The following is a 19,666-nucleotide window of genomic DNA, read 5'->3' on the forward strand; positions in this document are numbered from 1 at the left end:
GCGCCAGGGTGAGCTGTCTTTGTTCCCGTGTGTCTGGACGGAACCGATCTGTGCATTGGCCCCACACATGGGCTACCCACTCCACGCGAACCTCACAGCGATCGCCCCGTTACAACATCCGACACGCCTGCACCCGTGCAAGCGTCATGAGTGGGCTTGGGGCACTGCCAACCGACCTTTCTGTTTGGAGAAAAAACGTGAAATTATCCGGACCCGGCGCCTCGCCGCCCAAAACACCTGACGTTACTCCTCATGCCTCCAAGCCGGACGTCAAACCCACGCCCGACGCTGGCAAGCCGTCCTCCGCTACCGATTCCGGTAACGGCGGCAGCCGAGCCACCGGTAACTTCAGCAACGTGGCCCAAGGTACCGGGGCGTTGGCCAGCGGTGGTGCGGCTATCTATAGAGCAGACCAGAGCACGCAAAACGCCCAGTACGGCGCCCAATCCTCTACTGGTGCAGTTAACTATGGCGGTCCTGCCGGAAGCGCGAATGGCCCGTCTGCGGCTTTGCAAAGCCAACCTTCAGCAGAGCAAAACCAGGGCCTGAGCAACAATGTGCTGAGCAACAATGGCGCGGCGTCGAAGTCGTCCTCACCGTTGCTGCAGCTGCTGGATAAGTTGATTACCTCGCTGCTGCAATCGTTCGGGGGCGGGGCGAAAGCGCACTCTGCCGGCAGTGGCTCGGCAATTACCGGCGACGCTGCCCGCGCTCAGACCAACGACGCCCATGTAGCCGAGAAAGGCTCAGGCCTGACGTCCGCCGCTGGCGAAGCGGGTAAAGCGCTGTGGATGATTCCGGGGGCAAGTAACGTGCTGACGGGCATCGGTGAATCTGACGGCAGCGTTGGCGAGATGATCAAAGGCGGCGTCGAAGGCGGGGTGGATATCGCCAAAGGCGCAGCGGAGGGCCTCCTCAGCGGTCGCGGCAATCCGGCAGCCATGCTGGCTGGCGCCTATGCTGGAGCCTTGTCGGAAACCAAAGCTGCGCCCGAATCAGTGCGTAATGTAGCGGGCGCGATCTAAACGATTCCTGCGGCATGTTCCTCGTGTGAGGGGCATGCCTGGCAGGTGGCGCGCGATCCACAATTCTCTGACCACGGCCCTTGCACAAAGCCGTTGCTGCGCTACCGTTTGGTCGTTGGCAATTTAACGCGACCGAACCCGATGGGTTGCTTTAGGCGCTTTCGAGCGATGGCATCCTTCGGGGGAATTTGCATGCAAGACGTGAGACGATTTCACGCGTTGGACAGCCTGCGCGGTATCTGCGCAATAGCCGTTGTCCTTTACCACCTCCATCTCGTCGGCAGCATCACGGAGTGGACCTTCTTCTCCAACGCTGACCTGTTCGTCGAGTTTTTCTTTGTGCTCAGCGGCTTCGTCATGGCTCACGCCTATGGCAGCAAACACCGCCTGGACGTCAACCACTTCCTGGTTTCGCGCACCTTTCGGCTGTTACCCCTGCATGCCTTCATGCTTGCGGTCTTCATCGGCCTGGAGTTTCTCAAGTTCGCCGCCTACAGACGGGGCTTCAGCTTCAATCAGACGCCGTTTACCGGCATGTACGCGCCGTCGGAGATCCTGCCCAATTTCCTGCTGCTGCAGAGCTGGACGCACCTGACGGAAAATCTGTCCTTCAATACCGCGGCCTGGAGCATCAGCATCGAGTATTGGACCTACATGGTCTTCGCCGCAACCATGCTCATGGCGTCCACAGGTCGATACCTGCTGTGGGCGGCCGTTGCCCTTGCCGCGTTTGCGTTGTTCTACGGCCAGGCCGATGTCCTGACGATCTACGCGCAAAAAGGCTTGGGCTGCTTTTTCGCCGGGGCATTGGCGTATGCCTTTTTCAACCGCATCAAGCGCTGGGTAGCGCCGGGTTTTGCCCTGCTCAGCGTGCTGGAAGTCTTGGTCGCCATCGCTATCTGGGCGGTGCTCACCAGCGAGTTGCAGCAAAAGGTGTTGGCTGCCAGTGCGTTGTTCTGCGTCACCATCGTGCTCTTTGCCTTCGATGGCGGGGCGCTGTCGCGCCTGCTCAAGCACGAATTCTTCGCTCGGCTGGGGCGCTTGTCCTATTCGATCTACCTGACCCATCTGGCCGTGCTGTTCTTCGTGATTTCGGCTTTTATGGTGGTGCAGAAAAAAACTGGTTTCGAGGCCGCGCCGATGCTCAGTGGTATCCGCTATCTGGACACCGGGCATGCCTGGCTGAATAACCTGATGGTGTTGTTGATTCTGGCGGTGGTGGTGACGATTTCCAGCGCGACTTATCACTACATCGAGCTCAAAGGGCAGGCGCTGGGCAAACAGCTGTTGCGGCGCAAAATGGTGATGCCCGTCAGCTGATGCTCTAAAGGGGACCACTTAAGTACGGGCACGCGTTAAAGCTTTCCTGTTTCAGGTCGAACACTATCCATTAAGGATCAGTATTCAACCATACGAGGAAGCGTTGGGATGCGGATGTTCAAGGAGCTATACGAGTCGATCGAGCTGCATTTTTTCAACTCCCTCACCAAGAAACTTTCGAGCCTGTTTCTGCTGGTCGCTGTCAGCGGCGGTCTGTATTGGCACGCCTTGAACACTCGTACGGACATCCTCGCGCAGTTGAGCGGCGCAGCGCTGGAGGCCGCAACGCTGCGGCAGATCGAAGGCAGCCTGAACGGCCTTGGCAACGCCATCCTCTTCAGTACGCTGTTCACGTTGGTCATGATCAGTTTCATGGTCTGGTATTTCCGTCACCTGATCGTGCGGCCAGTCACGCTGATGACGCACGCGCTCGAAGACATTGCCAACGGCAAGGGCGACCTGTCCAAGGACTTGCCGTTGCTGACCCATGACGAAATCCGGGTGCTGGCGAGCACCTGCAACCGTTTCCTGGCCAGACAGCGCGAAACCATCAGTGAAATTCAGGCGCTCACGGTGCAAATTGCGGTCGAGTCGGCGCGCTCGTTGAAAAACATCGGTGATTCCAGCGACAGCGCTACCCATCAGGCGCGCTTTGCCAAGGAAGTGATGGATCAAAGCAACATGGCGGTGGGCAATATCCAGCAAGTCTCACAACAGACTCAGGGCATTTCCAGCACCACCGCGCAGAACCTCGACATGGCGCGAAACTCCTACTCCGAACTGCTGGAAGTCACTGGCAAGATCAGCGAAATCTCCAACAACCTAAACGAATTCAGCACGCTGGTCAGCGCCTTGACCCAGCGTTCTTCAAGCATCAAGTCCATCGTCGGTTTGATTCAGAAGATATCCTCGCAGACCAACCTGCTGGCCCTCAATGCCGCCATTGAAGCCGCTCGCGCGGGCGAGAGCGGACGCGGCTTTGCCGTCGTGGCCGATGAGGTGCGCACCCTGGCGCAAAACGTCAGCACGGCCACCGAGGACATTTCGCAAAATATCGACGCGATGTTGCTGGAAGTCGGCTCTACCCACGAGCAGACCACCCACATCAGTCACAGCGCGCGGGAAACCCGCAAAGTGGTTGAGCGCGCGTCGGGGCATTTCGAGAGCATGATCGGCGATTTCGAAGCCACCAACGGCAAACTGGCCGGGATTGCCGAGCACATCCAGCAGTTCGCCGAAAGCAACGCCGGGATCAACGAGCGTGTCAGCCAGATCTATGCCGACAGCCAATCCATCGATCAGCGCATGCAGCACTCGGCAACGGCGACCCGCGATCTGCTGGGCGTTGCCGAACGTGTGCAGGCGATGCTCGGCAGCTTCGTCCTGGGGCACGGCGCGCTGGATGCGGCGATCACCCGTGCGGGTAACTGCCGCGACATTCTCCAAGGGCGCCTCGCCGGCCTGCAGCGCGAAGGGCTAAACCTCTTTGACCAGAACTACAAGCCGATCCCGAACACCGATCCCAAACAGTACGTGACCAGTTACAGCGAACGGTTCGCGAAGATCTGCCAGGAAGAAATCGACGCCTTGACCAAAGGCACCAAGGGCGGAAAGGTGTCGTTCATCGTCGACAACAAAGGCTACTGTCCGGTCAATAACAGTTGGGTATCGAAACAGCCCACCGGTGACCGAGCCATCGACCTGCCGGTGTGCCGCAACAAGCGCATGTTCGCCGACCCGGTCGGCCTGCGGGCCGCAGGCAACACCCAGCGTTTTCTGCTGCAGACCTACCTGCGCGACACCGGGGAAATCATGACGGAGATCGACGTACCTTTCTTTTTTGAAGGGCGTCATTGGGGCAACTTGCGGATGGGGTTCGACGCTTCTGTATTGCTCGGCCAGTGAGTAAGCCAGCCCCGTTTTTGTCTCCTTCCACGCCAGCGGGGCAGACGATTGCCTTGCAGTTTCGATCCCGCAGGCGCAACTCCCTCCCATGGGTATGAGGGCTTTGCGCCCTCGTCCAGATATCAGGCCACTGGAATCAACGGGTCCGCCGCCGCCAGGGCAATGCTGCGATCGGCTACCGGTGGGTAGATCCAGACGGTGTTGATCTGGGTTTTGAGCTCTTTGGCTTCGTGCCCCACCAGCTTTAACTGGCGATCCCAGCCCTCTGTGTACACCGCGCCCCACGCACCCAGATCCAGGCAGGTGACGTACTTGGGTTGGCGGTAGGCAATCGGTGCGACGCCAATCAAGTCCGCTGCCACGTTATTGCCGGCGTAACGGCCCAGCGAAATGGCGTGCTGGCATGACATCGCGGCGAAGTTGCCGATGTCGTCACTGGCGGCATAAGCCACGTCGCCCGCTGCGAAGATGTCGGTCACGCCTTTTACCCTGAGGTTGTCGTCCACGTGCAAGCGGCCCTGTTTGTCACGGGTTCCCAGGATCCTTTCAGTCAGCGGGCTGGCGCGGAAACCGACCGTCCAGATCACGGTGTTGGACTCAATCCGCTGGCCGTCGTCAAGGGTGACACCATCGGCATCCACCGAGGCCACCGAGGCGTTGAGGATCCACTCGACGCCCAGCGCTTTGGACGCATCAACAATGGCCGGACGAATGCCGTCGCCCATGGAGGCAGCAATCTGCGGTCCGCGGTCCACCACGATAACCCGGATATCCGCATCGGCGCCCAACGCTTCGCGCAGCCGGGCCGGCATTTCAGTGGCTGTTTCGATGCCGGTGAAGCCGCCGCCGGCGACAACGACGGTATTGCGCGCGGCGCTGGCAGGACGGTCTTTCAAGGCGCGGACATGGGCTTCAAGCGCGCTGGCTTGCTCGATTTCATCCACATCAAATGCATGTTCGAGCATGCCATCCAGGTCTGGGCGGACCACCCGGCTGCCTGCCGCCATGACCAGTCGGTCGTAGCTCCTTGTCTGGAGGACGCCCGTGGCGTCGCGGTAGGTGACGTGCTTGCTGGCGGCGTCGATATTGTCAGCCGAACCTTGTACGAACTTCACACCGACCGCGTCGAACAGCTTGCCCAGCGGGGCCATCATTTTGTGCACGTCAGCTTCATAAAAACGGGGGCGGATGCGCAGTTCGGCCTGCGGGGCCAGCACGGTAATTTGCACGTCGTTGCGGTCATGCTTATCCAGCAGACGGGCCGCACCCAACGCGCTCCAAACCCCACCAAACCCTGCGCCGATAATAAGAATTTGCTGTTTCATGGTGTGCTCCTGAGACAAAGTTATGTGTGCTGATGAAGTGCCGGTTAACGTGACCGTCATTCGCATGCATTGAAGTTCATGGCTTCAATAGATAACGGCTGTTGAATTCAAGGTCCGTTCGGTGAAAGAGATAGTACCCAGCCGAACGACCGGGAACACTTCTACCTAGGGTCAACGACAACACGCCTAAGTTTGAAGCGGTTATACCAAGGTGTTAGTTATGCAAATGACACGGATAAAAAGGCAGCGCAGCGGCTGTCGATCAAGCGCGAGGGGAGAGCGGATCAACGGTTTAAAATGTCGGTGACGCAGGCAATCAGCTGGCCGCACGGAAAGGGCTTGGGAAAGAATGCGACCGGTTCTGCAGCATAATCGCCAATAGGCGGCGGGGTGCCGGGCAGGCCGGTAATAAAGATCACGGGGATGTGGGTGCCGTTACGCGACAACGTTTCATACATTTGAATGCCAGACAAACCGGGCATTTGTATATCGGAGATCAGGCAGGATGTTTGCTGCGGCCCCGCAGACGCCATAAAGTCTTCGGCACTGGAGTAGGTGTTCACGGTGAACCCATTGGAGCGCAACAAACTGTCCAGCGCATAGCGAACTGACTCGTCGTCATCAACAATGGAAACAATGGCCGTGCTAGACATGTAAGTACCTGCAAGATATCGGCTGTCGCATAAACGCTGCCGTCATTGCACCACCATACGCTGTCGCTGTTAGGGCGGAAGTATACATGCGTATAAACGCCATTAACGGGGGCGGGTGACGCCGAGGGTTTCGGCCATACGCACCAGGTCGGCAAACGAGCGCGCGGCCATTTTTTTCATCGCCTGGCCACGGTGGATTTTCACCGTGATCTCACTCAGGCCGATTTCGCCGGCGATTTGTTTGTTCATCAGGCCCGACACCGCATAGGCCATCACCGTTTGCTCGCGGGGCGTTAGCGTGGCGTAGCGGCTGCACAATTCATCATTGCCGCGCTCTGCCTCGCGGCGCACCTTGTCCCGTGCATGGGCAGCCGACACGGCGTCGATCAGGTCCTGCTCGCGAAAGGGCTTGGCCAGGAAATCCACCGCGCCGGCTTTCATCGCTCGCACGGTCATGGCGATGTCGCCGTGGCCGGTCATAAACACGATGGGCAAATGAACATTGGCCGCGACCAGTTCATTCTGGAAATCCAGGCCGCTTGCACCCTGTAAACGAACATCCAGCACGAGACAGCTGGGAATGTCCGGGCGCTTGAACTTCATGAAGTCGCCCACCGAACCAAACAGCACCACTTGCAGGCCGATCGACCGCAGCAGGCTCCCCAGCGATTCGCGCAGCGGCGCATCGTCGTCAACGATGTACACCAGCGGTTGGGTGTTGAGGACGCTGTTCATCGGGTGATGTTCGTTCACGGTACTTCCCTGGTTCTGATGTGTCCTGAATAACTACCTACGTCCCGGCATGGTGGCCGGGTACAGGTCTCGTTGCGCGAACGTCAGAGTAGTGCGCCACAGGCGGGAACACACTCCTACCACCAGACGGTCCGCTTATACCAACGTACGGTCGGGCTATACGTTGGTATGAGTGACCGCCGTTGGAGCTGATGCCTCAACGGTCAATACCGGCAGCGCAAAACAAAAGGTCGTGCCATGACTCACTTCGCTATGGACCCACATCCTGCCGCCATGGAAATCGATGATGGACCGGCAAATCGACAGACCCATGCCAAGGCCGCTTTCCTTGGTGGTGAAAAACGGGGTGAACAACGACGGCAGCACGGCCGGATCAATGCCGGAACCGTGGTCCGTCACTTCCAGCACGGCTTCGTTGTTTTCAACCCGTGTGCGCACATGCAGGACTCGGTCACGGACCTTGACCGCGTCCATGGCATGGCAGGCATTGATGAGCAGGTTGATGATCACCTGCTGCAGCTGCACCCGGTCGGCGTTAATCGGCACGTTAGTGATAGTGAGGTCCACTTTCGGGCTGATTTTGTGGTGAGCCAGTTCATGCTGGACCAGGCCAAGGGTTTCACTCACGATGTCATCCAACGATTCGGATGTGCGCACCGGGTCGCTTTTGCGCGACAGCGCCCGCACCCGGCTGATCACATCGCTCGCCCTGCAGGCGCTGGAAATAATGCGGTCCAGCGACAGCCGCGCTTCGTGCAGGTCGGGTTCGGAGCGGTCGATCCAGCGGCGGCAGGCCTCCCCGCTGCTGGTAATGGCCGTCAGCGGCTGGTTCACCTCATGGGCAATCGAGGCGGCCAGTTCACCCAGCGAGGTCACGCGGGTCACGTGGGCGAGCTCGGTTTGTGCGCGAAACAACGCTTCCTCGGCCTGCTTCGCGGCGGTGACATCCATCACTGCGCCGAGGTACTCGACACGGCCTTTTTGCACCGATTGCGGGCTGGCAAGCATATGGATGTGCTTGATACGCCCGTCGGGCATCAGCAGCCTGTGTTTGACTTCGATCGCCGGCTCGTGCCGAGCGGCCTGGGCAAAAACCTCGGTGGCGAGGTAGCGGTCATCCGGGTGGGTGCGTTCCATGATCATCGTCGCCGTCGGCTCCATGCCCAGCGGGTACTCGAAGATGCGCGCCAGCTCGTCCGACCAGGACATCTCTTCACTGTCCCCGCTGAAGGTGACGCTCCCGGTGCGACTCAAGCGTTGGGCACCGATCAGATAGGCTTCGTTATGGCGCAGGGTGTCAGCTGCGAACTTGCTCCGTAACGCCAGGAAAGTGATCGCCGATAACGCGGTAAGGCAGCGGAAAAATCCAGTGGTCGACTCCCAGCGGTGGTATCCGCCGTTGTACACGTAGATGCTCGTCAGCAGCAGGATGCACATCACTGCCACGCTGATCACCAGATTGATCGAAAACAGGTTGGCGGCCATCAGCAGCAGCGTGATGTAGAGAATCGTTGGCGCCCAGTCGGTATGGGTTTCGGAGTTGATGATCACGATGCCGCACGCCACGATCAGCCCGACCGCCCAGCCGAGTGCATTCACCCACGGGTTGGGGCTGATGCCGATAGGTTGCCGGGAGCTTATGCGGTGCGGGTTGTACGCCATGTTGCCGTACAGATGCCGCAAGAAGAGGGGCCAGTTGCCAAGGGTGTCGGAGGACCTTTTGTTTTTCATAGCGGCCATCTGGTGGTGTTCCGAAGGGGGGGACAGTGTGGAACAACGGTAGCGCACTTGTTCCATCACGGGCGGCAAAAGGTACAGCACGGTATCGAGACGGTCGTCATACCGAGGTATGACTGGCCGCACCGAAGGCATAAGTGCGGTGACCTCAGGTAGGACAGACGGGCGTAACCGTGACCCTTAGGCTCTCAATACACCGCGCATTGCTGATTCGGACCTGAGGAAGCAGCGACGCGACGCTCAAATCCACTGACTCAAAGGCCTTGCCCCCATGATGAATCGAAATGATCTGCGTCGCGCCGATATCAACCTGCTTATTGTCTTTGAAACCATGATGCACGAGCGCAACGTCAGCCGCGCCGGGGAGAAGCTGTTCCTCGGACAGCCGACCATCAGCAGTGCGCTGGCGCGCTTGCGCCTGTTGTTTGATGACCCGCTGTTTGTGCGCACCGGCAGGGTCATGGAACCGACATTGAGGGCGCAGGAAATCTTCTCCCACCTGACGCCGGCACTGGATTGCATTGCCTCCGCGCTCGGGTGCTGCCAGGCCTTCGACCCGGCATCCAGTGAAGCAACCGTGCACCTGGGCTTGTCTGACGACGTCGAATACGCGCTGCTGCCCCACCTGCTGCGTCGTTTGCGGGCCGAGGCGCCACATATGAATCTAGTGGTGCGCCGGGCCGACCACTGGCAAATGACGAAGATGCTCCTTTCCGGTGAGATCTCCCTGGGCATCAGCCAAACCCTGGCACTGCCCGCCAATGCCCGGCGCAAAAGTTTGCGCTCCATTCGCCCCATGCTGCTGCGCGCCGATGGGCGTTGCGGGGCGTTGGGCCTGGAAGAATTCTGCCGGCGGCCGCACGCGGTGATCTCGTCCATGGGCAACACGGTTGACGATGCTGATCGCGCCCTGAGCCAGTTGGGGCGGCAACGTCGCGTGGTGCTGACCGTGCCGCAATTCAGCGCCTTACCGGTGTTGCTCGCTGACAGCGACTTGATCGCCATCGTGCCGGATTACGTGGCCCAGGCCATGGACGGGAAAGACGGACTCAGGGCCGAAGTCGCCCCGCTGGCGTTACCGCAACAGGAACTTTCCATGGCGTGGCGCAGCGCCACCCACAATGACCCCGGCGAACGCTGGTTGCGCTCGCGGTGCAGCGAACTGCTGAGCGAGCAGGCGGCGACGCCGATCCGTTCCGCCACCGTTAATCCCCCCTTCCGCGCGGTTGCATAACCCGACCCTATGGCCGCGGGTGTTGACGCTGCGTTGATCGTGACTGCGGTGAACAGAGGTGGTTTTTCGGGGCGGTGACAGAAGCGGTAACACATAGATTTATTCACCTACGATGCCCGCTTGCCGGGCATTGTCGTATCTGGGGGAACGTGGTGTTTGCTCTGCGAGCAGCGATGACGCAAGTCATCTCGATGCATCTGTCAGGTGCGCACGGGAACCAGCGCTTGAGGCTCAAGTAATCCCCACGACAGGCCGCGATGCAACGTGTCGGGGCCGTTTGCCCGGGGTGCATTCGATCTTGAGTGGGAGGGGCTGTAGCGGCGACTGTCCAGACCATCGAGCGACGCTCGCCCAGGGTTATCTGTTTCAAGCTCCGTGGCTGGCACGTTTATCTGGCCTCGGTCGACTGCAAACAAACAGAAAAAGGCCCACGAAGGGGCCTTTGAATGTCAGGTGATGTGGCGACTGCGGCTAGTAATCCCAGAAGCTGGCAACCCAACGAAAGGCATCGCCCTGGGCGACGACCCGGCCAACCGAAGGGAAGGGCAGATGAGTGGCGACCAGCCATTCACCGCTGGCGACGGCCTCTTGCATCAGGCGGACCCGCACACGAACAGACTCTTCAGGGTCGTGCTCAAAACCGTTATGCCAGTCAGGGTGTTCAAACGCGACAGGGAATAAGGCGTCACCGGCAAAGGTCAGCCGGTCTTCCTTCGAACTCACATACACAATGCTGTGGCCCGGCGTGTGGCCGCCGGTGAGCTTTGCAACTACGCCAGGCGCCACTTCGCATTCCTCTTCGAAAACATGCAATTTGTCGTGGAAGGCGGCCATAAAGGCGTCAGCGGTTGCCCGCAAAACGTCCGGCACCGGCCCGGGCATTGAGGTAAGGCTGAAGTCCGGCGCCTTCCAGAACGCCACTTCGGCAGCCGAGACGTGGATGCGTACGTCCGCACGCAGGTGATTTTTTACGTTGTCGACCAGCAGCCCGCCGATGTGGTCCATGTGCATATGGGTAATGACGATATCGGTCACCTGCGACAGTTCTATGCCGGCGGCTTCCATGCGTTTGGGAAACTGCCCGGCGCGGGGAAAGCCGGGGAACTGACCGCCCAGACCCGCATCGACCAGAATGGTTTGCTCGCCACTGCGCACCACCAGCACGTTCAACGCCCAATCGAAGGCATCCGGGCCAAGGAACATATCTTTGAACCAGGCAGCGCGTGCGGCGGGATCTGCGTTGGTGGACATGGTTTCGGTCGGCAACGGCAGCACGCCATCGCTGATGATCAGTACGTCTATGTCACCCACTCGCACGGCGTAGCGTGAGGACACCAGCTCTTCGGCGCCGGTGAGTTGCAACGTGCTGTGATGGCTTTCGTTCACTTCACGCAGCGTGGTGCTGTTCGGGTAGGTGCGGGCTGCCTGCGGGGCTGTGTTTACAGGAACTGTCATGGTCGTTCTCCAGTGCGTGGGGTCGAGAAGCACAGACGAATGTCGGTCTCTCGTTGTGCCCAAAGACCGACGCATCGCTTGGAGAATGAGTGTGTGGCAGCTGCCTGGGGGTCGGTACCATACGTGAGTGCGTTGGGACCATACGTGGGTAATTCGCGGTCATACCTGGGTATTAGGCGCGTCGGAGCACTCCGCCGTTTCGACCCGGAATGCCAAGGCCAATGCACGGGTCAGAGCGTCGTAAAAGCGCTCTACCTCTCTCACGCCGGTAGCACGCAATGCCCCGTGAACCAGGCCTTCGCCCATAAAAAGACGGACGGGAATCTGCGCCCTTTGCAACACGTCCGCATAGGCCTTTCCATGGTCGGACAATGGATCGAATTCCGCGATGCCAATGAATGCGGGGGCGACCTGGCCATGGTTGTCGGCGTCCAGAGGGAAAGCGGTTGTATCCGTCAGTTCGCGTGCAGTCGGTGCGTAACCCTTGATCGCAGCGTGCACGTCGGCTGCGCTCAAAGAGGGCGCCCCGGCGTGTCTGGACATCGATTCCAGTTCCCTGCGGGCGGTGAGTATCGGGTACACCAGCGCCTGCAAACGTGGCTGAGGCCGTCCCAGATTACGCAACGCAATACACAGCCCGGCGGCAAGCGTGCCGCCTGCGCTGTCGCCGGCAACCGCGAGCCGTACCGTGCTCATCTCCGACCAACGTCCGGCACTGATGGCCTCCCACACGGCCATCGCGTCGTCGAGTGGCGCTGGAAAGGGATGTTCCGGCGCCAGCCGATAGGCGACTGCCACCATCGCCACGGGCACTCGACGCATCACGGCGAAGGCAAACCAATCGTGGGTGGTGTGATCACCCAGGCTCCAGTCGCCGCCGTGCAAGTACAAGACGACGGGCCATCCCCCATCAGGCGGTTTACCTTCGGGACGATAGAGGCGAACAGGTACCTGACCGACCCGATCATCCTCCCGTAATACCCCACCGGCCTCGCCTGTGAAATGCAGGCAAGACCGGGCGAAACATTCCCGCTGCGCAATCAGGTCGTGAGAGCCCGGTTCGAAATCTGCGCAGGCGGCCAGATAAGCCTGCAACGCAGGGTCAAGTTCATAGGGTGGCATGGCAGGCACTTCCATAAACAGGCTTGCTTCCCTGCCAGCTCAGTGCCGGACCGGCTTGCCTAACGCCGGTGCGCAAGCGGCATGGGCTATAGGCTCGAGGGGGTGCGGAGGCTTGGCCACCGCCGGTGCGGTCTCTCGCATCTTCACACCACAGGCGGTTGATACCACGCCGAGCAGACTGAACAGGATTGCCGGCCCCATCCATCCCACTTTGGCGAATAGCAACGTGGCGATAAAGGGCAACGTGCCCGCAATCAGGGAAGCGCAGTTATAGCCCAGGGAAATGCCTGAAGAGCGAACGTTCGCGGGGAATTGCTCGGTGAACCAGCTCGCCTCGACCGCGAAGATAGGGTCATGGCTCAACAACAACGCCATCGCCACTGCGACCACCACCAACGCCACCACACCGGTGTTGATCATCATGAACATCGGTATGCCAAACGCGATGGTAAACAGCGAGCCGATCAAGAACACCGGCTTGCGTCCAATCCTGTCGCTCAACGCGCCGTAGAGAAGATGACTGACCAGGCCCAGCGCCGACCCGATCATGGTGCCCCACAGCACATTTTGTTTGGTTGCAACACCGGCCAACAGCACATAAGACACCATGAAACTGGTCGCAAGGTAGTAGCCGCCGGTTTCCGCCAGACGCAGGCCGGCGATCTGCAGAACCTTGCGCCAGTCGTTCCGAATGACCTGCAAGGCTGGCTGCTTGACCAAGCTGTTTTCAGCCTTGGCTTTCTCGAATTCAGGCGACTCACTCACGGTTAGCCGAATCCACATTCCCACGGCAACCATTAGCACCGAAGCCAGGAACGGCGCTCGCCAGACCCAATCGCCGTCCAGCAGCATGGCCGAGAGCAGGAACGCGCCATTGGCCATCAACAATCCCAGCGGTATGCCGATCTGCTGTACTGCGCCGAAGAAACCCCGCCGATGAGGCGGCGCGTGTTCGCAGGCCATCAACACTGCGCCGCCCCACTCGGCACCAAAGCCGATCCCCTGGATCATGCGCAGCACGATCAGCAGTAACGGTGCCAGCACGCCCGCCTGTTCATAGGTCGGCAATGCACCGATCAGAACCGTTGCACCGCCCATGGCTAACAGCGACCAGAGCAACACGGTTTTGCGTCCCAGACGATCACCGAAATGCCCCGCCAGATAGCCACCCAGCGGCCGCATGAAAAACCCGACAGCCATGGTTGCGAATGCCGCGAGGATGCCGACGATAGGCTCGGTGGTATGGAAGAAAACCTGCCCGAACCAGCCGGCCGCTGCCGTGCCATAGATGAAAAAGTCGTAACTTTCTACTGCGGAACCAATCATGGAAGCGAATGAAACCTTCGCGGCCGTGTCATGGGGCTGCGCCGCCGATTGAGATGTGCTCATGGCTTACTCCGAACTTTTATTGTTGTTGTAAGGGCAGCCGCGACGCCGCCCTGTCGTGGATCGCATCACTCAGTGCCTGGAACTGCCTGCCAGGTTTCGATGACACGGCTGTCATCGCGCTTGCCCAGGCCCAACTCGGCGGCATGCGAAAACCGCGCGTGAGCGATGTTCAGCAAGGGCACCGAGGCGTTGCAGGCTTGGGCGGCCAGGGCGACCAGACCGCTGTCTTTGACGAAGATGTCCACCATGCTCGTCACCCGGGTGTCGGTGCCCTCGAGCATGCGAGGACCTCGATCCGTGAGCATCCAGGAGCCGCCCGCACCGTGCTGGACCAGTTCCAGCACTTGGGCCGGGTCAAGCCCCAATGAGCGGGCCAGGCTCAACGCTTCCGCCGCGGCCACCAGATGCACCGAGCACAGGTGTTGATTCACGACTTTGATTGCCTGGCCATCGCCCACGTGTTCGCCGGTGACCCTGACCTCGCCCATAGCCTGCAGCACAGGCTCGACTCGCGACAGCGCCGACGACGAGCCGGACGCGAAAATCAGCAGGCTTCCGGTCTGGGCCCGCGCCACGCCCCCCGTCACAGGGGCGTCAACGACGTGCACTCCTTTCTCAAGCAGACGGGCGCCTTGTTCGCGAACGGCGGCCGGGCCCACGGTACTCATGATGACCCAGTGTTGCCCTGGCCTGACCTCGGAAAACTGGGTGACCAGCGCTTCAAGCTGGGCCGGGGTGGCGACCATCACCACCACGACGTCCGCATCAATGGCTGCGCGCCATTGCGCGCTTGCCTCGATGCCCTGCGCGGCCGCATGAGCGCGTCCCGCTTCGCTCAGTTCGATGCCGGTAACCACGTGACCGGCCTGTTGAATCTGCAGCGCCATGGGCAGTCCGATGGCGCCGAGTCCGACAAATGCGACATTCATGGGTCGTTCCTCAAGCCAGCCAGTGACGAATGCTGGCCGCCATGGTTTGGGTGGAGATGCCGTAGCGATCATGGAGGGTGGGCAGCGCTCCGGCATCAAGAAAGGCGTCAGGCAAGGCGATCTGCTTAAACGCCGGGTTGACGCGAGCCTTCATCAGGGTCAGCGCCACGGCTTCGCCCAAACCACCGACGCTGCTGTGATTTTCGGCCACCACCACCAGTCGCCCGCTGCGACGGCATTGCTCGATAAGCGTGGCCTCGTCCAGAGGCTTTATGGTCGGCACGTGGAGCACGGCGACATCAGCGCTGCCATCGCCCAACAATTCGGCGACTTCCAGCGCGCGCATGGTCATGATGCCGCTGGAAATGATCAGTACGTCCCTGCCATCGCGCAGCAGTTTGGCCTTGCCCAGTTCGAAGGTGTACGCGTATTGGTCAAGTACCATCGGCACTTTGCCGCGCAGCAAGCGCATATAGACGGGGCCGTCGTACTCGGCGATGGCCGCAACAGCCTGGGCGGTGTCTAGCGCATCGCAGGGATCAATAACCGTCAGCCCAGGTACCGCGCGCATCAAGGCCAGATCATCGGTGGCCTGGTGGCTGGGTCCGTAGCCGGTGGTCAAGCCAGGCAGCGCCGCGCAGATCTTGACGTTGAGGTGTTCTTCGGCGATCACCTGATGGATGAAGTCATAGGCGCGGCGCGTGGCGAACACGGCATAAGTCGTGGCAAAGGGAATCATGCCCTCTTTAGCCATGCCGCCTGCAGCGGCCATTAACAATTGTTCGGCCATGCCCATTTGCAGATGCCGCTCGGGGAACTCCCGGCCAAAGATATGCAAATCGGTGTATTTGGAAAGGTCGGCAGTCATGCCCACAATCCGCGGATCGCGCTGTGCCGCGGTGACCAATGCGTGGCCGAACGGCGCCGCTTCGGTACGCTGCCCTTCGCTGGCAATCGACGCAATCATGGCGGAAGTGGTCAGTCTTGGTTTTTGCAGAGTTGGCGTGTTCATTTCAGTGCTTTCCTGTCTGGTAAGTGGCATCCAGGACCTTGATCGCCGCCTGCCACTCATCGGGCTCTACGCGGATGAAATGGTTTTTTTCACGGGTCTCGAGGAAGTCGACACCCTTGCCCATCAAGGTATCGAACAGGATCACCCTGGGTTGGGACGCCGTCAGCGCCATGGCTTGATCGAACGCCGCGAGCACGGCCGGCAAGTCGTTGCCATCAACCCGCTGCACGTGCCAGCCAAACGCCTGCCATTTGTCCACCAGGGGTTCGAAATCCAGAATCTCATGGGAGTTGCCGTCGGCCTGCTGCTTGTTCAAATCAACCAGCGCTATGAGATTGCCGAGCTTATGGTGCGCCGCCGACATAGCCGCTTCCCAGGTCGATCCCTCGTCCAGCTCGCCGTCCGACATCGAGTTGAACACCCAGGCTGGGCTGCCTTTCATGCGCAGCGCCAATGCCATTCCGACGCCAATGGGCAGACCCTGGCCGAGCGAGCCGCCGGACATTTCCATACCTGGGGTGTAGGAAGCCATCCCGGACATCGGCAGACGGCTATCGTCAGAACCGTAGGTATCCAATTCGCTTTCGGGAATGATCTGAGCCTCGATCAAGGCTGCGTAGAGCGCGATGGCGTAGTGACCGTGGGAGAGTAAAAATCGGTCGCGGCCTTCCCAGAGCGGGTCTGTCGGGCGCACTTTCATCGCGTGGCAGTAAGCGGTAGCCAGCACGTCGGCCCAGCCCAGTGCCTGCCCCACATAACCTTGACCCTGAACCTCGCCCATGCGAAGGGCGAAACGGCGGATGCGCCAGGCATGGTGAGCCACCTTACGAAGCGGGTCAGCGGCCAATCCGGCATCTTGAGCAACTGTGGTCATGATGTGTTCCTGCTTGTTTTTATGAGAGCCTACACAGGAAAACTGATGTTTTTAATTCATCAAATAAACCTGCACAACACTTGAGCGCACGCTAGCATTCGCCAATAAGCCCTTACAAAAGACATTTTTGCAGCAATGAATGAACAGAATTCACTAATACAGCAGCTGCGCAGAGTGCCGCTGTCTTCCCTGCGGGTCTTCGAATCAGTGGGCCGTAGCGGCTCGTTCGTGCAAGCAGCACTCGAACTGGGTATTTCATCCAGCGCGGTGAGCCATTCGATCCGCAAGCTCGAAGAGTCCATCGATATCCAGCTGTTCGAACGCACTACCCGCGAGGTCAATCTCACGCGCAAGGGAAGGGTGCTGATGGAGCATGTGCAGCGCGGCCTGGACGAGATGCAGCGCGGGTTTGCCTTGGCCAGGACAGAAGAGCCACCGCCGCTGCGCCTGCATACCGCGCCGAGCTTTGGCGTGCAGTGGCTGATGCCAAGGCTGCCGCGTTTCGTGCAGGCCCACCCGGCCATCGACTTGCGATTCTCGGCCAGTACCGACTACGCCCAGTTCGAGAATGATGATTTCGATCTCGACGTCGTCTATGGCGAGCCACGGTCTAGCGTTCACGAAAAAGTGCCTTTAGCGGTGGAGCACTTGACGCCACTTTGCAGCCCTGAAATTGCCGAAACACTCCGCAGCCCTCAAGACCTGTACAAGCACAGGCTGATTCAGTGCGACGTGCAGATGCTGCAGTGGAAGGGCTGGTTTGAAGCGAACCATCTGATGCCGACCCACCATTACGCCCTGCGCTTTGACCGCAGCACGATGGCTATTGCGGCAGCGGTGAATGGGATGGGCGTTGTGCTCGAGTCAACGCTGCTGGCGGAAACCGAGCTGAAGACCGGCAGGCTTGTCGCGCCGCTGAGGGGCCTGACCCACGACATTCAATATGTGGGTCACTACCTTGTGTATCCCAAGCGACGAACACGCGATGCGGCGGCGCACGTGTTCATCAAATGGCTGCTCGAAGAGCTGAGTGTCACGGCAATACCCTAGTCCCGCACGTCAGTCGCATGGGCCTTTCTGACCGGACTGCACCGGCAAGGAGCAGTCCCTTACCGATCTCGTGTCCCGAAGGATTCTTCCCGCGTCTTGTGCCGGAGGAAGGCCGAACACCCTGGCATAATCCCGACTGAATTGGGTTGCGCTTTCATAGCCCACTTCAAAGGCCGCAGTCATCACACTTTTGGCGCTCGCCACCATCAGTGTTCGTGCCTGAAGCAGGCGCACGCGTTTCTGGTACTGCAAAGGGCTCAAATTCGTAACTGCCTTGAAATGGCGATGAAAGGCCGAGACGCTCATCGACGCTCGTTCCGCCAGACGTTCCACGCCGATAGGCTCTGCGAAATCGCGGCGAATCCATTGGATCGCCATGTTCACTCGAGCCATGGCCGTATCGGGCGCTGCGATTTCCCTGAGCATCCAGCCATGCGGCCCCTGAAGGACACGGAAGATGATCTCGCGCTCGTACACCGGGGCCAGCGCTGCGATGGCATCCGGATCGCCCATCAGCCGAAGCATTCTTACCCAGGCATCCATCAGGTCGGTCGTCACCGAGGCGACCGAGAAGCCAGGATTGTTTTCCACTCGGCCGGCAGGTTTGGGCAGGTCCGCAAACAACGTCGACAAGACGGCCGGGTCAAGCGTCAGACTGACTGCCAGATACGGCTCGCCCGATGCGGCGGGATGCACCAGACCCACCGCTGGCAAATCGACAGACATGACGAAATAGGTCGCCGGGTCATACCGCAGTGTCCTGTTCCCGACAGTCATGCTTTTGCTGCCTTGCAGAATCACGTTGATCATCGGGTCATAGACTGCCGCCAGCATGTGCTCGGGGATCTTGCCCTGCACCATGGCCACGCGTGGAATGCCCGTTTCGGTGCGCCGATTTTCAGCGCCGGCCGCCAGTAATCTGAGTTCATTGAGCTGATTATTCATGCCTTGCATGCTGACGGCAGAACGGCTCAGCGCGCAAGGGAAAAGCAGAAACAGGCAGGTTTTGGGCAGGAACGGATATGACTCGCCTGGCGCTGATTATTACTGTGGACGCACATTCCAACCACAGAGGAAACAGACATGGGTGTCATCGTGATCACAGGCGGTAGCCGCGGAATTGGCGCCAGCGCCGCCGAGCATATTGCGAAAAAAGGGCTGGGCGTCGTGTTGACCTATAACGCCAATCCCGAGGCGGCGGCTTCGGTCGTGCAGCGCATTGAGCAAACGGGTGGCAAGGCCGCAGCGCTCAAGCTCGATGTATCGGATGTCGGCAGTTTCCTGGCCTTCCGCGAATCAGTAACGATGAGTTTACGGGACAAGTGGCATGCGACGACCTTAAGCGGCCTGGTAAACAACGCCGGTTACGGCCTGTTCAACCCGATGGCCACCGTCAGCGAAGCGCAGTTTGATGGCCTCTTCGATGTGCATCTCAAAGGTCCGTTCTTTCTCACCCAGGCGCTGCTGCCGCTGCTGGAGGAGGGCGCCAGTATCGTCAACCTGACCAGTGCCACTGCCCGCGTCGCCACCGCAGGCGTTGCGCCGTATGCGGCGTTCAAGGGTGGGCTCGAAGTTCTCACTCGCTACATGGCCAAAGAGTTTGGCGAGCGGCGCATACGGGCCAATGCCGTGTCACCAGGTGCCATCCGTACCGAGCTGGGCGGCGGCTTGAACGATGAGTTCGAAGCCATGCTCGCGGCGCAAACAGCACTCGGCAGGGTGGGTGAGCCCGAAGACGTCGCGCGGGTCATTGCCATGCTGCTGTCCGAAGAGGGCGCCTGGATCAATGCCCAGACCGTCGAAGTCGCCGGCGGCTACAACATCTGAACACGCGAGGGTTTAACCATGCTCGATCATCTGTTTTTGTCGGTAAGCGACATCGC

17 protein-coding genes are annotated in these 19,666 nt (G+C 60.0%); 6 read left to right on the forward strand and 11 right to left on the reverse strand.

Annotation, left to right across the window (positions count from 1 at the left end; all coding sequences use genetic code 11):
* Positions 1-197 precede the first annotated feature (197 nt).
* The 3 genes from VF672_RS19830 (at position 198) to VF672_RS19840 (ending at position 4,250) form a co-directional block, all read left to right on the forward strand.
* Complete coding sequence (locus VF672_RS19830) at positions 198-1,025, forward strand: hypothetical protein (RefSeq protein WP_331106242.1); 828 nt, start codon at positions 198-200, stop codon at positions 1,023-1,025.
* 192 nt (positions 1,026-1,217) lie between these two features.
* Positions 1,218-2,345: an acyltransferase gene (locus VF672_RS19835; RefSeq protein WP_331106243.1), complete on the forward strand. Its 1,128-nt coding sequence runs from the start codon at positions 1,218-1,220 to the stop codon at positions 2,343-2,345.
* A gap of 108 nt (positions 2,346-2,453) precedes the next feature.
* Positions 2,454-4,250 carry a methyl-accepting chemotaxis protein gene (locus tag VF672_RS19840; RefSeq protein ID WP_331106244.1) on the forward strand — a complete coding sequence of 599 codons (1,797 nt, stop codon included), beginning with the start codon at positions 2,454-2,456 and terminating at the stop codon, positions 4,248-4,250.
* A gap of 122 nt (positions 4,251-4,372) precedes the next feature.
* Here VF672_RS19840 and VF672_RS19845 read toward each other — a convergent pair whose 3' ends face one another.
* The 4 genes from VF672_RS19845 to VF672_RS19860 all read right to left on the reverse strand — a co-directional run bounded on the left by VF672_RS19845 (position 4,373) and on the right by VF672_RS19860 (position 8,721).
* On the reverse strand, positions 4,373-5,575 hold the full coding sequence (locus VF672_RS19845; protein ID WP_331106245.1) for an NAD(P)/FAD-dependent oxidoreductase: 1,203 nt from the start codon (positions 5,573-5,575) through the stop codon (positions 4,373-4,375).
* A gap of 284 nt (positions 5,576-5,859) precedes the next feature.
* Positions 5,860-6,228 carry a response regulator transcription factor gene (locus tag VF672_RS19850; protein WP_331106246.1) on the reverse strand — a complete coding sequence of 123 codons (369 nt, stop codon included), beginning with the start codon at positions 6,226-6,228 and terminating at the stop codon, positions 5,860-5,862.
* 102 nt (positions 6,229-6,330) lie between these two features.
* The gene (locus VF672_RS19855; RefSeq protein WP_331106259.1) at positions 6,331-6,963 is read right to left on the reverse strand and encodes a response regulator transcription factor; all 633 of its coding nucleotides are present in this window, start codon (positions 6,961-6,963) and stop codon (positions 6,331-6,333) included.
* Positions 6,964-7,137: 174 nt separating this feature from the next.
* Complete coding sequence (locus VF672_RS19860) at positions 7,138-8,721, reverse strand: sensor histidine kinase (protein WP_414705637.1); 1,584 nt, start codon at positions 8,719-8,721, stop codon at positions 7,138-7,140.
* Between the two features lie 268 nt (positions 8,722-8,989).
* Between VF672_RS19860 and VF672_RS19865 the strand changes: the two genes are divergently transcribed.
* Positions 8,990-9,952, forward strand: a complete 963-nt coding sequence (locus VF672_RS19865) for a LysR family transcriptional regulator (RefSeq protein WP_331106248.1) — start codon at positions 8,990-8,992, stop codon at positions 9,950-9,952.
* Between the two features lie 471 nt (positions 9,953-10,423).
* Here the strand turns inward: VF672_RS19865 and VF672_RS19870 are convergent, their stop codons facing one another.
* The 6 genes from VF672_RS19870 to VF672_RS19895 form a co-directional block, all read right to left on the reverse strand.
* Positions 10,424-11,407, reverse strand: coding sequence for an MBL fold metallo-hydrolase (locus tag VF672_RS19870; protein ID WP_331106249.1), 984 nt, complete (start codon positions 11,405-11,407; stop codon positions 10,424-10,426).
* Positions 11,408-11,566: 159 nt separating this feature from the next.
* Entirely contained in the window at positions 11,567-12,529 is a 963-nt protein-coding gene (locus tag VF672_RS19875) for an alpha/beta hydrolase (RefSeq protein WP_331106250.1), read from the reverse strand.
* Positions 12,530-12,568: 39 nt separating this feature from the next.
* Positions 12,569-13,918: an MFS transporter gene (locus VF672_RS19880; RefSeq protein WP_331106251.1), complete on the reverse strand. Its 1,350-nt coding sequence runs from the start codon at positions 13,916-13,918 to the stop codon at positions 12,569-12,571.
* A 65-nt stretch (positions 13,919-13,983) separates the two neighbouring features.
* Positions 13,984-14,847, reverse strand: coding sequence for an NAD(P)-dependent oxidoreductase (locus VF672_RS19885; protein ID WP_331106252.1), 864 nt, complete (start codon positions 14,845-14,847; stop codon positions 13,984-13,986).
* 10 nt (positions 14,848-14,857) lie between these two features.
* Positions 14,858-15,859, reverse strand: a complete 1,002-nt coding sequence (locus VF672_RS19890) for a transketolase family protein (RefSeq protein ID WP_331106253.1) — start codon at positions 15,857-15,859, stop codon at positions 14,858-14,860.
* 1 nt (position 15,860) lies between these two features.
* Positions 15,861-16,733, reverse strand: a complete 873-nt coding sequence (locus VF672_RS19895; RefSeq protein ID WP_331106254.1) for a transketolase — start codon at positions 16,731-16,733, stop codon at positions 15,861-15,863.
* A 174-nt stretch (positions 16,734-16,907) separates the two neighbouring features.
* Between VF672_RS19895 and VF672_RS19900 the strand changes: the two genes are divergently transcribed.
* On the forward strand, positions 16,908-17,783 hold the full coding sequence (locus VF672_RS19900; RefSeq protein ID WP_331106255.1) for a LysR substrate-binding domain-containing protein: 876 nt from the start codon (positions 16,908-16,910) through the stop codon (positions 17,781-17,783).
* A 9-nt stretch (positions 17,784-17,792) separates the two neighbouring features.
* On the opposite strand, the gene VF672_RS19905 is transcribed toward VF672_RS19900, so the two are convergent.
* A complete protein-coding gene (locus tag VF672_RS19905; RefSeq protein WP_331106256.1) occupies positions 17,793-18,728 on the reverse strand; it encodes an AraC family transcriptional regulator in 936 nt (311 codons plus the stop codon).
* 138 nt (positions 18,729-18,866) lie between these two features.
* On the opposite strand from VF672_RS19905, the gene VF672_RS19910 reads away from it, so the two are divergent.
* On the forward strand, positions 18,867-19,610 hold the full coding sequence (locus tag VF672_RS19910; RefSeq protein WP_331106257.1) for an SDR family NAD(P)-dependent oxidoreductase: 744 nt from the start codon (positions 18,867-18,869) through the stop codon (positions 19,608-19,610).
* Positions 19,611-19,666 lie beyond the last annotated feature (56 nt).

Origin of the sequence: Pseudomonas sp. (assembly GCF_036387035.1) — a bacterium.
GTDB lineage: Bacteria > Pseudomonadota > Gammaproteobacteria > Pseudomonadales > Pseudomonadaceae > Aquipseudomonas.